Source organism: Geomonas sp., from assembly GCF_056994735.1.
In genome coordinates this window covers 13,219-29,902 of the sequence record NZ_JBXKJL010000096.1, presented here as the reverse complement: position 1 = coordinate 29,902, position 16,684 = coordinate 13,219, and the positions used below count along the sequence as shown (strand labels likewise).

11 protein-coding genes are annotated in these 16,684 nt (G+C 61.1%); all 11 read left to right on the top strand.

Translation table 11 applies throughout. From position 1 onward, the window contains the following. The first annotated feature begins 1 nt into the window (after position 1). The 11 genes from AC11W3_RS04275 (at position 2) to AC11W3_RS04225 (ending at position 16,578) form a co-directional block, all read left to right on the top strand. Positions 2–934 (top strand): aldo/keto reductase, encoded by a 933-nt coding sequence (locus tag AC11W3_RS04275; protein WP_484090273.1) that lies wholly within the window; start codon positions 2–4, stop codon positions 932–934. A 29-nt stretch (positions 935–963) separates the two neighbouring features. Next, positions 964–1,590 (top strand): outer membrane protein, encoded by a 627-nt coding sequence (locus AC11W3_RS04270; RefSeq protein WP_484090272.1) that lies wholly within the window; start codon positions 964–966, stop codon positions 1,588–1,590. 245 nt (positions 1,591–1,835) lie between these two features. Further along, the gene (locus tag AC11W3_RS04265) at positions 1,836–3,257 is read left to right on the top strand and encodes a serine hydrolase domain-containing protein (protein WP_484090271.1); all 1,422 of its coding nucleotides are present in this window, start codon (positions 1,836–1,838) and stop codon (positions 3,255–3,257) included. A 293-nt stretch (positions 3,258–3,550) separates the two neighbouring features. Then, positions 3,551–3,721 (top strand): hypothetical protein, encoded by a 171-nt coding sequence (locus tag AC11W3_RS04260; protein WP_484090270.1) that lies wholly within the window; start codon positions 3,551–3,553, stop codon positions 3,719–3,721. 52 nt (positions 3,722–3,773) lie between these two features. Next, complete coding sequence (locus tag AC11W3_RS04255) at positions 3,774–4,574, top strand: metallophosphoesterase family protein (RefSeq protein ID WP_484092558.1); 801 nt, start codon at positions 3,774–3,776, stop codon at positions 4,572–4,574. Between the two features lie 134 nt (positions 4,575–4,708). Further along, complete coding sequence (locus AC11W3_RS04250) at positions 4,709–5,893, top strand: glycoside hydrolase 100 family protein (protein WP_484090268.1); 1,185 nt, start codon at positions 4,709–4,711, stop codon at positions 5,891–5,893. A 94-nt stretch (positions 5,894–5,987) separates the two neighbouring features. Next, positions 5,988–6,323 carry a hypothetical protein gene (locus tag AC11W3_RS04245; protein WP_484090267.1) on the top strand — a complete coding sequence of 112 codons (336 nt, stop codon included), beginning with the start codon at positions 5,988–5,990 and terminating at the stop codon, positions 6,321–6,323. Between the two features lie 33 nt (positions 6,324–6,356). Further along, on the top strand, positions 6,357–9,047 hold the full coding sequence (locus AC11W3_RS04240) for a UPF0182 family membrane protein (RefSeq protein WP_484092557.1): 2,691 nt from the start codon (positions 6,357–6,359) through the stop codon (positions 9,045–9,047). 247 nt (positions 9,048–9,294) lie between these two features. Further along, positions 9,295–11,985: a cation-translocating P-type ATPase gene (locus tag AC11W3_RS04235; protein WP_484092556.1), complete on the top strand. Its 2,691-nt coding sequence runs from the start codon at positions 9,295–9,297 to the stop codon at positions 11,983–11,985. Positions 11,986–11,994: 9 nt separating this feature from the next. Then, positions 11,995–13,992 (top strand): monovalent cation:proton antiporter family protein, encoded by a 1,998-nt coding sequence (locus AC11W3_RS04230; protein ID WP_484090264.1) that lies wholly within the window; start codon positions 11,995–11,997, stop codon positions 13,990–13,992. A gap of 84 nt (positions 13,993–14,076) precedes the next feature. Further along, on the top strand, positions 14,077–16,578 hold the full coding sequence (locus AC11W3_RS04225) for a glycogen/starch/alpha-glucan phosphorylase (protein ID WP_484090263.1): 2,502 nt from the start codon (positions 14,077–14,079) through the stop codon (positions 16,576–16,578). Positions 16,579–16,684 lie beyond the last annotated feature (106 nt).

Below are 16,684 nucleotides of genomic sequence, written 5' to 3'. Positions count from 1 at the left end.
GATGATATACCGCACTCTTGGTCGCACCAACGAGAAGGTTTCCGCCATCGGGGTAGGGGGCTGGCACCTTGGGCTCGAGAAGGTCTCGGAAGAGCTGGCCGTCCGCATCGTGCGCTCCGCCATCGAGCGGGGCATTACCTTCATGGACAACTGCTGGGACTATAACGACGGGGCCAGCGAGATCCGCATGGGGAAGGCCCTTAGGGACGGCTACCGCGACAAGGTCTTCCTGATGACCAAGATCGACGGGAGGTCCAAAAAGGAGGCGACCCGGCAGCTCGATGAATCGCTGCGCAGGCTGCAGGTCGAGATGATCGACCTGGTCCAGCATCACGAAATCCTGCGTTTCGAGGACCCTCACCGCGTGTTCGATGCTGACGGGGCCAATGCCGCTCTCCTCGAGGCGAAAAGGGCAGGGAAGATCCGCTACATCGGCTTCACGGGCCACAAGGATCCCGAGATCCACCTGCACATGCTGCGCGTCGCCGCCGATTACGGCTTCACCTTCGACACGGTGCAGATGCCGCTGAACATCATGGACGCCCACTACCGGAGTTTCCAGCGGCTGGTGCTGCCGGAACTGGTCAGCCATAAGATCGGTGTGCTGGGGATGAAGTGCATGGCCAATGGCATCCTCCTGCAATCGGGGGAGGTTACCCCTGTGGAGTGCCTGCACTTCGCCCTGAATCTCCCCACCTCTGTGGTCATAACCGGCATCGACAGCATGGAGATACTGGATCAGGCTTGTCTAGCCGTTGAATCCTTCCGGCCGCTCTCGGAGGAGGAGGTCGCAGCGCTATTGGAAAAAACAGCCGCTGCCGGGAAGGCAGGGAAATTCGAGCCTTTCAAGACCTCCTCAATATTCGACGGCACGGCGCTCAATCCCGGATGGCTCGGGGAGGAGCCTGAGCGGCTGCGGCAACTGCTCTCCTGAAACGTTCGCTGTTCCCGCTGGAGAAAAAGATGAAGAGAGTGCTTCAGCTGCTTGCCCCGCTGGTCTTGCTGGCAGCAGCGGCTTCCGCTGATGCCGCCGATGGGCGGGCCTATCTCGAGGGGCAGGTCGGTCTCTTCCGGCCGATCAAGAGTTCCGTCACCGGGGATTTCACCGCTCAAAGTGACACGGTTACCTACGATCCTGGGATCATGCTGCTCGCTGCGGGTGGGTACGAGTTCGGTAACGGACTTCGGGGCGAAGGCGAGATCAATTACCGGCATGTCACCATGGACAAGCTCACCGCCGGTGAAAGCCGCTTCCCGGTTGATGGCGATGTAGCGACCTATGGGTTCATGACCAACCTGTACTACGATTTCAGGACCCGTACCGTCGTCACCCCCTATGTCGGGGGCGGAGTTGGTTTGGTGGTGGCGCATGCCAGCAGGGCCACCTCCAACGGAACCGTCCTCTGGACATCGGACCGGGACGTGGCGGTCGCTTACCAGGGGATAGGCGGCTTCGCCCTGCGCATCTCTGACAGTACATCCCTCAATTTCTCCTATCATCACTACGCCACTCCCAGGCTTCACTTTAAAACGCTCTCCGCCGAGTTTCGTGGCCCCAACCTCTCTCTCGGGATTCGCCACTTTTTCTGAAAGTCCTCCTCAGTGCCCCCTCTCATTCTGTCTTGGAATGTTCTTACCACATACCGATACAATCCCCCCTCTAAACGGTGACCTGCATCACATAACTTTTGTTGTTACTACTGTATCTTAGCCAAGGTTGATTGAAGGGTTGCAGTAACAGTTACAGTTAGATCATTTTCTTGCTCTAACGCAGATGACGCACTTTCGCTCCAGTTCCATTCGCCGTCGTTCCCCCCTCTAAAGAAAGGTACCTCGTGCGCATAATCATCACCGTTCTCATGCTGTGCCCGTTACTTGTTCCGTCGCTTGGTTTGGCGACCGAACAAGCGTCGTCGCCCGTCCACTCCTCGAACATCGACCTTCTTCTGGACAGGGCCATCGCCCAGAATCTCATCGCCGGTGGAGTAGTGGTGGTGGGAAATCACGAGGGGATCATCGCCTCGGCATCCCGCGGGAAACTCAATGGAACCGCAGGTTCGTCTGACCTTAACGAGCACACCATCTTCGACATCGCCTCGCTGACCAAGGTCACCGCCACGGCTCCCGCAGTGATGAAGCTGCTGGATGAGGGAAAGATCCACCTTTCAGACCCCATTGCGCGCTGGTTCCCCGAATTTTCCGAGGCAGGCCACAACGACATCACCGTCCTCAGCCTGCTGACCCACACCTCCGGGCTCGATGACGTCGCCATCAGCTCTTCGCAGCCGATGCAGAGCGCCATCCGCAAGGCGGCTTCCGAGCGGCATGCCCATGCCGGCAGCCGCTTCCACTACGCCGACATCAACTTCATCCTGCTGGGAGAGCTTGTTCACCGGGTTTCGGGGCAAACGCTCGATGCCTTCTGCCAGGAGGAGATCTACGGGCCGCTGGGCGCCCAGGAAACCATGTTCCTTCCCCCGCGCGAGCACGCGGGCTCCATCGCCCCCACCTCCGGATACACCGGCGGGGTCGTCCAGGACGGCAATGCCCGCCGCCTGGGAGGGGTCGCCGGACATGCGGGGCTCTTCACCACCGCCTACGATCTCTCCCGCTACGCGAGGCTTTTGCTCAATCGCGGCACCCTCGATAACAAGCGCATCCTCTCAGAGCAGATAGTGACCCAGATGACGACGCCTTACTCCTGCAATGGCGGGGCGCGGCGCGGCCTCGGCTGGGACATCAGCTCCGGGTACTCAGCCCCCAAGGGGACCCATTTCTCCGATGCCTCTTTCGGTCATACCGGCTACAGCGGCTCCTCGATCTGGATCGACCCGCAGCAGGACATGTTCGTGATCCTTTTGACCAGACGCGTCAACTACAGCGACACGCACAGCTTCAACAACTTGCGTCGCGAAGTCTCCACCGTTGCTGCCGCCGATTTCAGGATTCCTGGCCAGGATCGCGCGCCGGCCAAGCCATATGAAGTGGCCAAGGCGGATGCCACTGTGGATCCCAAGATTGTGGAAGCGGCTGCTTCCTCAGCCATCGAGGTCTACGTCAAGGATGGCGTGCTGGTGGCCACCAATATCCCGAGGGTGAAGCCGCAACCGCAGAACCAATTCCAGCGTATTGCAAGGGTGGCGAAACTGTCTGCCAAGAGCTGCGGGGTGCGCCGCAACTCACGCATCTCGCGGGTGGCCAAGGCCGATAACAGATCGAGCCACAGCAGGAAGAGGCGTACACTGGCCAGGAGCTAAAACAGCCTTGCGTGCTTCGACGGGCTCGGCACGAACGGATTCATCCAAACCGAGCTGCGTGCTTCGACGCTCGGCACGAACCGATTTCATGACCTCCGCATCTGCAACCGTTCGCCCTGAGCTTGTCGAAGGGCGCATTTATCCTTCCTTATGACAGGGGCTACTTCAGCCCCTGTTGTCATTTCATCCCCGTCCATACTCATAGCCGCACCGTTATTTTATTGATTCTCTCTGAGAGCTATGCTAATTTGCACATTAGCTGATTCTTAGCTGCTCAATGAGGGAGCGATGCTATGGAAGACAATAATGTGGGTCTTGATCTCGGTGCGCTTTGCCTTTGCTGCGATAACCACTCCTATGAACTCCCCGCCGTTGAAGGTCTCTCTCCAGTCCAGCGTCAGCAGATTGAAGAAATCTGCAAGCTTTGTATAGGCAGCTTCAAGCGCAATGTCGTGAACAGCTGAAAGTCAATTCTGCCTCCTACAGGGTCTATCTTTGCCTATGAGGACCTCCCTGATGATATTGCTGCGCCAGCTTGTATTCGCCCTCCTGCTGCTTCCTCTTCTCTGCCAGATCAGCTTCGCCGACACTCTCTACCAGCGTTCCCTTACGCACTTCAAGGCCAAGGCGCTCAAGGCCAAGCGCAACGACTACACCTTCGTGGTATTGGGCGACAGCCGCGACGGCGATGAAGTTTTCAAGAAGGCGCTGAGACTTGCCAAGTCGTACGATCCGCTCTTCATTCTCCATGGCGGCGACTATTCGGACAGGGGAGGGGAGGCAGAGACCGCGCATTTCCTGTCCCTGGTGGAAGAGACCGCGCCGGAAATGCCTCTCTTCGTGGTCATCGGCAACCACGAGAACCGCGGAGTCTTCGCCAGAAAGATCGGCCCCTCCCATTTCACCCTCAGGAGCAAAAGGCTTGGCCTCGACCTTGTCGCCGTCGATAATGCGGGCAACGTGTTGCAGCCCACGGAGCTCGATTACCTCAGGAGGGAACTGTCAGCCCCCGCCGGTGCCCGCTTTGTCGCCATGCATGTACCGCCTAAGACCGACCGCTGGACCTGGCATACCTTTACCGAAGGGGCTCAGGACCTGATGAGCATCTTGGCCAATGCCAACGTCGACGGCGTCTTCTTCTCTCATGTCCATCTCTTCGACAGCTCCGTCTTCGGTGGGGTCCCGGCTTTCATCACCGGCGGGGCCGGCGCGCAGTTGGTCACCATGGGCTATCCCGGTGATCCTGTCTTTCACATCCTGCTGGTCAGGGTTAAAGACGGGAAGCCTACCTTCACCAAGGTTCCCATTCCTCTTTAGCATTCTCTGACCTGCCGGACCTGTCGGACGGATCGGACGGATCGGACGGACCTGTCGGATCGGACTAATCGGACTGACCTGTCGGATCGTGCGGGTTCGCCGGAGGGTTGGACGGTCTATGGTACAGTTGTTCCATGCCTACCCTGAACAGCCAACTGGTCGACGACTGTTACCGCGAGTCCCTGGCGCTTCTGCGGGAAAACTCCACTCCCGGCGGCGTGCTGGCGTCGGCCATCAACAAAAAATCCATCGGGCGAAACTACACGAGCATCTTCGGCCGCGATGCCGCCATCTGCGCCATCGGGATGGCGGTCACCGGCGAGGCTGGTCTCATCGAGTCGGCACGGGATGGCCTTTTGACCCTGGCGAAGTTCCAGGCGCCGAACGGGCAGATCCCCAAGTACGTGAAGCCCGAAATAGGAGAGGCCGACTTCTGGTACGCCGGCTGTATCGACGCGACCCTCTGGTGGCTGATCGCCATCAATTTCATGGACCGCACCGTTCCTGAAGGGCGCCTGGGGGAGGAGCTCTCTTCCCGGATATCCCTGGGATTGCGCTGGCTCGAATGCCAGGAACACCAGGTCTGGTACCTGCTCCAGCAGGGTGAGGCCAGTGACTGGGCGGACATCATGCCGAGGTCGGGATTTGTCCTCTATACCAACACCCTCTGGTACTGGGTCAAGAAGCTCTATAACCTGCCCACCGCCACGCAGACGCGGGACTACGCGAACTTCCTCTTCTGGCCCTTCGGAAACGTGGTGCCTGAACACAGGCGGGCCCGCCTGCTCATGCATTACATCCGCAACCGTTCCAGACCATCGCCGTTCTTCCTCAGTTTCGTCAACTTCTCCACCTGGGGGGATGAGACCGACGTCTTCGGCAACATCCTTGCCTACCTGGTCGGAGTCGGCACCGCATCGGGAGCCTGCCAGGCGGTGGGGAAGCTCTTCAGGATGAAGGTGAACCACCCATATCCGATCCGTGTGGTGGGGACGCCGATCGGGCAGCAAACGCTTAGCTGGCGGCCGTACATGCAGCGGCACCTGCAGAACTTGCCCTGGCAATACCACAACGGCGGCATCTGGCCCTTCGTCGGCGGCTTCTGGGTGATCCTCCTGTCGAGGCTCGGGCAGATCAAGGAGGCCTGGGCGGAGCTGGAAAGGCTGGCGGTGGCCAGTCGGGTGAATGACTGGGAGTTCAACGAGTGGTTCCAGGGCGAGACGGGAGAACCGATGGGGATGGCGAGGCAGTCCTGGAATGCCGCCCTCTATATCCTGGCCTACCGCACCCTGGTCGACCGGGCGCGATATATCCCCTGACGAAGCGGGTGATTCGAAAGTTCAACACGAGGTGATACCATAAACGGGTAGTGACACACGGGCCGCAGCGCGGATATATGAGAAGGAGGTAGCCATGCTTTACCTTTTCATGCTTCTGAAAACGGCTGCTTGGATCGTTGCCTTCTGGGTGGGAACCAGGGGGGGATGGAAGGGGATGCTGCTCTGGGCCGGAGGCATAACCTTGTTCCTCACGGTGACGGACAAGCTCTCGCTATCCGACAGGCTTCCGCTAACGGCCACATGGCTTAGCTTGCTCCTTTATGGCCTGATGTCGTTTTTCCTGCTTCCTCTCGCCTGGAAGCTCCGGGACCCTGCCGTCTCCATGGCCTGCAATGTCATGGGGACCTTGGGCGCTTTCGCGATAGTGAACTTCACCATGGACTTCATCAGGTTTGCCCTGGCCATTTAAATTTATTACCGCTCGACCGGAGGGATTTTCTTCATGCGGAAACGCAGAATCATCATTGGTTTTATTTTCCTCTTCCTGCTGATCGTCTCCCTTCTCTCCAGCCTGGTCAATTTCTACGCCGACTGGCTCTTCTTCACCGAGACAGGGTATCTGCCGCTGCTGAAGACCAACGTGGTGGCGCAGTTAGCTTCCGGGCTTTGCTTCGGGGGGATCTTCCTCCTCTTCGTCCTGGTCAACCTGCACTTCGCCTACCGCGGATCGCTCTCCACCACCAAGCTCTACCGGCAAGGCGGCAACGTCTATCAGCTGAGAAGCGACGAAACCGCTCGTCTGGTACGACCGGTCAGCATCTTTGTCAGCTGCATCCTCGCCGTTCTTGTCGGCAACTGGGGAGCCTTGCAGTGGGAAAACCTGCTCCTCTTCGTGAACGGATTGAACGCCGGGATCGCCGATCCGGTGCTGGGTCAGGATATCGGCTTCTACCTTTTCAGCCTCCCACTGCTGGAGCAGTCCGTGGCCTTTGCCGGCTTCCTGGTCCCGCTGACGGCCTTGCTGGTCGCAGTCCTCTACTACCTGCGGGGAGGCATTTCCATCACCGCCCGCGGCGCGGTCATTGAAAACAAGCTGAGAAGGCAGCTGGCGGTGCTGGCGGCGATCTACTCCCTCACTATTGCCGCCGGGTTCTACCTCAACCGCTATGAACTCCTCCTCTCGGGGAGCGGCACCTTCCACGCCGCGGGGTACGCCGACGTGAACGGGAGGCTCTTCGCCTTTGGCATCCTGGCGGCCCTGGCTCCGATCGCCGGTATCGTCTTCGCCGTGGGGTTGTGGAAGGGGGCCTGGCGCCTGGGCATCGCCCCCGTCGTCGCCCTCTTCGCGGTTTACGGGATCGGCGTGGTGGCGTATCCGGCGGCGCTGCAGAAGTTCAAGGTGGCGCCCAACGAGCTGGACCTGGAGACCCCGTACATCCGCAACAGCATCAACTTCACCCGCATGGGATATGACCTCGAGAAAATCGAGACGGTCCCGTTCGACGTGGACCTGAAGCTCAACGCAGCCGACATCGCCAATAACGACGCCACGGTGAAAAACATCAGGCTCTGGGACACCGAGCCCCTGCTGAAGACCTTCAGCCAACTGCAGCAGATCAGGACCTATTACAAGTTTTTCGACGTCGACAACGACCGCTACATGGTCAACGGGCGCTACACCCAGGTCATGCTCTCGCCGCGCGAGCTGTCGTACGCCGACCTCCCGAGCCGGAACTGGATCAACGAGCGGTTGATCTTCACCCATGGCAACGGCCTCACCATGGGACCGGTCAGCCGGATCAGCAAGGAGGGGCTCCCCGAGTTCTTCCTCAAGGACATCCCGCCGGTGAGCCTGGCCGACATCAAGGTGACCCGGCCGGAGATCTACTACGGCGAACTCTCCAACAACTACGTCCTGGTCGGAACCAATATCCCGGAGTTCAGCTATCCCACCGCAGCCGGTAATATCAACACCACCTACGCCGGCAAAGGGGGCGTCCCCATCCGCTCCCTCGCCGACAAGGCCTTTTTCGCCCTGCGCTTCGGATCGGACAAGATCCTCCTATCCTCGGACGTCACCGACAAAAGCCGCATCCTCTACTACCGCAACATCGTGGAGCGGGTGAGGACACTGGCGCCTTTCCTGCGCTTCGACGTCGACCCGTACCTGGTGGTCAACGGCAGCGGGGGGCTTACCTGGATCATCGACGCCTATACCTACTCCACCAGGCTCCCCTACTCGAAGCCGCTCAAGGGCGGGATCAACTACATGAGGAATTCGGTCAAGGTTACCGTCGACGCCTATGACGGCACCGTGACCTTCTATCTGATCGACCCGGCCGACATGATGGCCAAGGTCTATTCACGCATCTATCCGAGCTTCTTCAAGCCGATTTCCGCCATGCCCGAAGACCTGCGCCGGCATGTCCGCTATCCACACCAGTTCCTGCTGTTGCAGGCCTCCATCTTCGCCGCCTATCACATGACCGACCCCAAGGTTTTCTACAACAAGGAGAACCTCTGGGAGATACCGATGCTGGGCGAGAAGATGATGGAGCCGTACTACACGGTGATGAAGCTCCCGGGGGAGAAGACGGAGGAATACATCCTCCTCCTCCCGTTTACCCCGTCCAGGCGGGACAACCTCGCCGCCTGGCTCACGGCGCGGTGCGACGGCGCCAACTATGGGAAGATCCAGGTGTACACCTTCCCGCGCGACCGCCTGATCTACGGTCCGAAGCAGATCGATGCCCGCATCAACCAGGACGCCTTCATCTCGCAGCAGTTGACCCTCTGGAACCAGCGGGGTTCGGAGGTGATACGCGGGAGCATGCTGGTCATCCCCATCGAGAAGTCGCTCCTCTACGTGCAGCCCCTCTACCTGGCAGCGGAGAAGGGGGGGCTTCCGGAGCTGCGCCGGGTGATCGTGGCCTACGGGGACGAGGTGGTGATGGAGCAGACCCTGGAGTTGGCCCTGCAGAGGATCTTCGGAGGGAAGGGGGCAGGAGCACCCGCTCCCGCTGCCGCTTCGACGGCTCCGGCCGCGGCCGCGAAGGGCTCGACTTCCGACCTGGCCAAAGAGGCCATGGCCATTTTCGAGCGGGCCACCAACCTGCAGCGCCAGGGGGACTGGGCAGGCTACGGCGAGGAGTTGCGCAAGCTCCAGCAGGTTCTCAAGCGCCTGGCGCAGTAAAAAAGTTCGCGCCCGGAAGGGCGCTCCTACGGTTAACAGGGATGGACAGGATAGACAGGATGAAAAACCAAATACTTTAGGGGCGAATCATCATTGGCCCTTCAGGTGCTATCCCCTGGCCTTTGCCTACAGTTTCGCAGGACAAGGCAGCATGAAGTCCCATGCCTCATTACGACCATGCGGGTCCCCGGGGGTTCATCCTGTTCATCCTGTCCATCCCTGTTAACAGCCTTTACGGGTGTCATTAATGGACTCTCCCTCCCACGATACTCCTCATCCCTGGCACTCGCTGGCGGTGGACGATGTCTGCTCGCTGCTCGGCACCACCGCTGCCGGGCTGGACGAGGCGGCCGCAGCCTCGCGGCTCGCTGAGCATGGCCCTAACGAGCTCCAGTCCGGGCACCGCACCTCTCCCTGGTCGATTCTCCTCGCCCAATTCAAGAACGTACTGATCATCATCCTGCTGGCGGGCTGCCTCCTCTCGATCATCCTGGGGCACGGCGTCGAGGCCCTTACCATCGGGGTGATCGTCGTTTTTGCCGCGCTCCTCGGCTTCGCCCAGGAGTTTCGCGCCGAGCGGGCCATGGAGGCGCTGCGGCAGATGGCTGCCCCTGCTGCCGCTGTCATCCGTGAGGGGACGGAGCGAAATGTCCCGGCGCGCGACCTGGTCCCCGGAGATGTCGTGGTGCTGCGGACGGGAGACAGGATGCCGGCGGATCTGCGCCTGCTCGAGGCGATCAACCTGCAGGTGAACGAGGCCCCCCTTACCGGTGAATCTCTCGCCGTGGAAAAAGATTGCCGCCCCGTCGCCGAGGAAGCTCCGCTGGCGGATCGCGTCGGCATGGCCTACGCCGGAACCTCGGTGAGCTACGGGCGGGGCAGGGGAGTTGTCGTTGCCACCGGCATGGAGACTGAGTTCGGCAGGATCGCCGGCATGCTGGGAAGCGTCCAGACAGGACGGACGCCGCTGCAGGAAAACCTGGACCGGGTCGGGAAACTTCTCGCCCGGGCGGCGGTGGTAGGCGTCGCGGTCATCATCTCTCTCGGCCTTTTGCGGGGTGAGCCTTTCCTGGAGATGCTGATTTTCGGCATCGCCCTGGCCGTCGCCGTGGTGCCGGAAGCATTGCCCGCCGTGGTGACCATATCCCTGGCCCTTGGTGTCCAGCGGATGGTGAAACGCCACGCCCTCATGCGACGCCTGGCCGCAGTAGAGACCCTTGGGAGCACCACCGTCATCTGCTCCGACAAGACCGGGACCCTCACCCGTAACGAGATGACGGTGCGCAGGATTGTGGTCGGCGGTGACTCTTACCAGGTATCCGGTTCCGGTTACCAGCCGGAAGGAAACTTCTCGCTCCGGGGCGAGGTGGCGGCGCCTTCCGGCCCCTTGATCCTGCTGCTGCAGGCCGCAGCACTCGCCAGCGATGCAGAGCTCCTCTACCAGAAAGATATCTCCAGCTGGAGCGTCAAGGGCGACCCCACTGAAGGCGCGCTCATCGTCGCCGCGGCCAAGGCAGGGCTCGAGAAGCGGAGCCTCGACGGTCAGTTTCCCCGTCTGGACGAGATACCGTTCACCTCGGAGTCCAAGCGCATGGTCACCCTCCATTCTCATGGCGATGAGGTGGTGGCCTACGCCAAGGGGGCGCCGGAAGTGATCCTTGAATCCTGCCTGGGCAGGCTTTCGTCCAAAGGGGAAGTCCCAATGGACGAGGCCGCAAGGGCAGAGATCAGGGAAATATCCCGCATCATGGCTGACGACGCCCTGCGTGTCCTCGCCATCGCCTTTAAGAGGGGGGCGAGGAGGGAGGACGCCGAACGGGAGATGACCTTCCTGGGGCTGGTGGGGATGATCGATCCGCCGCGTCCGGAAGCTGTGGCTGCCATACGGACCTGTCGCGAAGCCGGGATCAGGCCGATCATGATCACCGGCGACCATCCCGTGACCGCGCAGGCCGTGGCCCGGGAACTGGAGATACTGACCGATGGCAGGACCATCACCGGAAAGGAACTGGACCTGATGCCCGAGGCGCAGTTCGAAGAGGAAGTGGAATCGATTCAGCTGTACGCCCGCGTCTCGCCTGCCCACAAGCTGCGGGTGGTGAAGGCCTTGCAGACGAAGGGTGAGATCGTGGCCATGACCGGTGACGGCGTCAATGACGCGCCGGCGCTGAAAAAGGCGGATATCGGGATCGCCATGGGGATCACCGGTACGGCGGTCAGCAAGGAGGCCGCCGCCATGACCCTCACCGATGACAACTTCGCCTCCATAGTAGCGGCGATCGAGGAAGGTCGCGGCATCTTTGACAACATCAAGAAATACCTGATGTATCTCCTATCCTCTAATATCGGGGAGATTGGGCTCATGGCCGGCGCGCTCCTCCTGGGCCTTCCCTTGCCCCTGACCGCCGTTCAGATCCTCTACGTGAACCTTGCCACCGACGGCCTGCCGGCTTTGGCGCTGGCCGTCGATCCCTCCGATGAAGAGCTGATGCGACGTCCGCCGCGTAAGGCCGCAAGCGGCGTATTCACACGGCCGGTGGTCACTCTCATACTGGTGGGCGGATTCTGGTCCACCCTGGTCAACGTCTCGTTGTTTGTCTGGGCCCGCTCCTCGGGTCGCAGCGACCTTCAGGCCATGATGATGACCTTCGTCTCGCTGGTGCTGATCCAGTTCTTCAAGGCCTACAATTTCCGCTCCGACCGGCACTCGGTGCTGCGGCGTCCCTTCGCCAACAGATGGCTGAACCTGGCCATCCTCTGGGAAGTCATCCTGCTGATCGTGATCGTCTATCTCCCGGCCCTGCAGCGTCCCTTCGGCACCTTCCCCCTGTCCCGGGAGGACTGGCTCATCGTCCTGCTGGCATCTTTTTCGGTCTCGCCGGTACTGGAGTTGGCCAAATGGATGGAGCGGCGGGGGATCTTCGGCAAGCTGGGCTAGGGGGTAGGCATGGAGTTCCACGGGTTGATACAGATCGTGATCCTGTTCGGCCTCGCTCTGGTTGCGGTGGTGCTGCTGCAGCGGTTGAAGGTCCCCTCGATCGTGGGGTTTTTGGCCACCGGGGTACTGGCCGGCCCTCATGCCCTGGGGCTGATCCGGGATACCCATCAGGTCGAGCAGATGGCGGAGTACGGCGTGGTGCTCCTCCTCTTCACCATCGGCATCGAATTTTCCCTGCAGGAACTGGTGCGCATCCGGCGTATCGCCCTCGTCGGCGGGGGACTGCAGATGGTGCTGACGATCTGCGCGGTCGCCGTCATCGGCGCCTTCGCTGGTCTCTCCAACCCGCAGTCCATTTTCTTCGGCTTCCTCGTCGCCCTCTCCAGTACCGCCATCGTGATGAAGCTCCTTATGGACGCCGGCGAGATGGATACGCCCCAGGGGAAGACCGCCCTCGCCGTCCTGATCTTCCAGGACCTCTGCATCGTGCCCCTCATGCTGTACACGCCCTTTCTTGCGGGAGCGGGGCATGGGGCGGTGGAACTCATCCTGATCTCCGCCAAGGCCACCTTCGTGATCCTGGCAGCCCACTTCGGCTCACGCTTCATCGTGCCGTGGATCTTCGAGCAGGTGGTGAGGACCCGCAGCCGTGAGCTCTTCATCCTGATGATCATCTTCATCGCCATGGGCACGGCCTGGCTCACCGCCCAGGCCGGGCTCTCCCTTGCTCTCGGCGCCTTCATCGCCGGGCTCTCCATCTCGGAATCGCAGTTCAGCCACCAGGCTCTGAGCGACATCATGCCTTTTCGCGAGGCGCTGATGAGCCTTTTCTTCATCTCGGTCGGAATGCTGCTGCAGCCTGCCATCGTGCTCAAGTACCCGCTCCTCCTCGTCTGCATCGTTCTCTCCATCATGGCTCTCAAGGCCCTGCTGGCCTCGGCGGTGGGGGTCGGCATGGGGCTCCCGTTGCGCATCGCCCTCTTGTCGGGCGTCTCGCTGGCCCAGGTGGGGGAATTCTCCTTCGTTCTTTCCAAGACCGGCCTCTCTTATGGCCTGCTGACTCCCGAGACCTACCAGATCTTCCTGGCAGCCTCGATCGCCACCATGGGACTGACCCCCCTGTGCATGAAGGCGGCGGGTCCGGCCATCCATTCGCTGCGTCACGTGCTCCCCCATGCCTGGATGATGGGCCGGGCGACCCTCGTGGACGCCGAGGACGAGTTGCGGCTCGAGGATCACGTCATCATCGTCGGCTTCGGCGTGAACGGCAGGAACCTGGTCCGGGTCTTGAAGGACCTGAACATCCGGCACATCGTGATCGACACCAACCCATACACCGTGAGGGAGGAGAAAAAGAAGGGGGTGAAAATCATCTTCGGCGATGCCTCGAGACCGGAGGTCCTGGCCCATGCCCGCATCGCCGAGGCCCGCATCGTCGTTATCGCCATCTCGGACGCGGCCGGCAGCAGACACATCGCGGCACTGGCGAGGCAGATGAACCGCTCCATTCATGTGATAGTGCGCACCAGGTACCTCCTGGAGATGGCGCCCCTCTTCAAGGTCGGCGTGAACGAGGTGATCCCGGAGGAATTCGAGACCTCGGTGGAGATCCTTTCCAGGGTGCTGAAGAGGTTCCTGATCCCGCAGGAAGCCATTGACCGCTGCGTGGAAGATGTCAGGAAGGACGGCTACGGCATGCTGCGGAGCGCCAGCAAACGCTACAGCCATGCCGTCGGCATCGCGGGCTTCCTCTCCGGGGCCGAGATCGGCAGCTTCCGGGTCAAGAAAGGGGCTCTCCTGGAAGGGGAGACCCTGAGGGGAGGGGTGTTGAAGGCGTGGTCGGGAACTTCCGTGGTCGCCATCAAGAGGGGGGCGGACATGACCCCCAATCCCGATCCGGTCTGGCAGTTTAAGGAGGGTGACATGGTGCTCCTCCTCGGGACCCCCGAACAGCTCCGCGCTGCGGCGAAGCTCTTCGAGCCTGAAAAAAAGGGGAAGCGTCGATAGCTGTTTTGAATTTTTCGAAAGTGGTTACAATGGGAGGAGTCAATCCGGCTCCTGACTCAATTGCCGGCACCAAGGAGCAACCTGATGGATAAAAATACCCACAAGACTGTGAAAGCCCCCGGTATCGCGGATCTCCCCCCCTTGCCCATGGATGCCCAAAGCCTGGTCCACGACTTCATGCACCATTACGCCCATCACCTGGGGCGCGACAAGTACTGCCGCTCCCTGCGCTATCACTACCAGGCCTTCGCCTTCACCATCAGGGAAAGGCTCCTGGAGCGCTGGAACAGCACCCGCTACGCCTACATAGCCGCCAATACCAAGACGTGCTACTACCTCTCTCTCGAGTTCCTGATGGGGAGGGCGCTGGGTAACGCCATGCTCAACCTGGGCGTCACCGATGCCGCCTCCGAGGCTCTGCACCACATCGGCATCACCCTGGAGGAAATCGCCGAGGAGGAAATCGACGCCGGTCTCGGCAACGGCGGCCTGGGAAGGCTCGCCGCCTGCTTTCTCGACAGCTGCGCCACCCTCCGGCTGCCGGTGATGGGATACGGCATCCGCTACGAGTACGGCATGTTCCGCCAGCGGATCGAGGACGGACGACAGGTGGAAGAACCGGACCACTGGCTGCGCGACGGCAACCCGTGGGAACTGGAGCGTCCCGAATACACCCAGCTGGTGCGGTTCGGCGGGCGCTGCGAGTACAGCAGGAACGGCGAGGGGGGCCACAGCTACCGCTGGGTCGATACCCACGACGTGCTGGCGGTCCCCTACGACATACCGATTCCCGGCTACCAGAACGGGACGGTCAATACCCTGAGGCTGTGGAAGGCCGCCGCCACAGATGCCTTCGACCTGGAGGAGTTCAACGCCGGAAGCTACACCGAATCGGTGGCCATGAAGAACGCCGCCGAGAACATAACCATGGTCCTCTATCCCAACGACGCCAGCGAAAGCGGGAAGGCGCTGAGGCTTCGCCAGCAGTACTTCCTGGCCTCGGCCAGCCTGCAGGACGTGATCGCCCGCTGGATCTCGCGGCAGGGACAGGACTTCGCCCATTTCGGGCAGAGGAACTGCTTCCAGCTGAACGACACCCATCCAAGCTGCGCGGTCCCGGAGCTGATGCGCCTATTGATGGACGAGCAGGGGTTGGGATGGGACGAGGCCTGGGAGATCACCAGCCATACCATGGCCTACACCAACCACACGCTGTTGCCCGAGGCCCTGGAGAAGTGGTCCCTCCCGCTTTTCAGGCAGCTGCTGCCGCGCCTTCTGGACATCATCTTCGAGATCAACGCCCGCTTCCTCTCCGAAGTCTCCAGCAGGTGGCCGGGGGATACCGACCGGCTGAGAAGGATGTCCATCATCGAGGAGGGTCCCCATCCGCAGGTCCGGATGGCTTACCTGGCGATCGTCGGGAGTTTCTCGGTGAACGGCGTGGCCGCCCTGCACTCGCAGCTCCTGAGGGAAGGGCTGTTCCGGGACTTCTTCGAGCTGTGGCCTGACAAGTTCAACAACAAGACCAACGGGGTCACCCCGCGCCGCTGGCTGGTCTGGTGCAACCCCGGGCTGAGGAAGCTGATCTCTGAGAAGATCGGCGACCGGTTCGTGGCCGACTTCGGGAGGATAAAGGAGATCGGGGGCTACGCCGACGACCCGGAGTTCCGCGGTCGCTGGGACGAAGTGAAGCGCGCCAACAAGAGGCGGCTGGCCGACATGGTGCTGGGGCAGTGCGGGGTTGAGTTCAACATCGACAGCCTCTTCGATGTCCAGGTCAAGCGGATCCACGAGTACAAGAGGCAGCTTTTGAACGTCCTGCACGTGATCCATCTCTACGACCGGATCAAGCGCGGGGACACGGCCCACTGGACCGACCGCTGCGTGCTCATCGGCGGCAAGGCGGCACCGGGGTATTTCATGGCCAAGCTGATCATCAAGCTGATCAGCAACGTGGCCAAGGTGATCAATGACGATCCCGCGGTCGGTGACCGGCTCAAGGTGGCGTTTTTCCCGAACTACCGGGTGACCGCCATGGAGACCATCTGCCCGGGAACCGATCTCTCCGAGCAGATCTCGACCGCCGGCAAGGAGGCCTCCGGTACCGGGAACATGAAGTTCATGATGAACGGGGCCGTCACCATCGGCACCCTGGACGGGGCCAATATAGAGATCCGGGAAGAGGTGGGGGACGACAACTTCTTCGTCTTCGGGTTGACCGCGCAGGAGGTGGAAGAGCGGCGCAGGCACTACAACCCTGCCGGGATCGTGGCCGACGATCCAGATTTCCAGCGCGTGATGCAGCTTTTGACCAGCGGCCACTTCAACATGTTCGAAAACGGCATCTTCGTGCCTGTCATCGCCGCCATAATGAACCCCCACGACCCGTGGATGGTTGCCGCTGACTTCCGCAGTTTCATCGAGGCGCAGAGGCGGGTGGCCGAGGTCTACCGCGACCGTGAGAGGTGGACGCGCATGAGCATCATCAACAGCGCCAACAGCGGCAAGTTCTCGACCGATCGCACCATCATGGAGTACAACGAGAATATCTGGCATCTGAATCAGGTGAAGGAGCGATTGGAGTAATTTAACGCAGTTCCTCTTCAGCTCCTTATCCATTTGCCGATACATCTGTCAGTGTTGTCGTGGATACCCTGTAACAAGCGGCATTCCTTCCGAGAGGGAAGCTAAC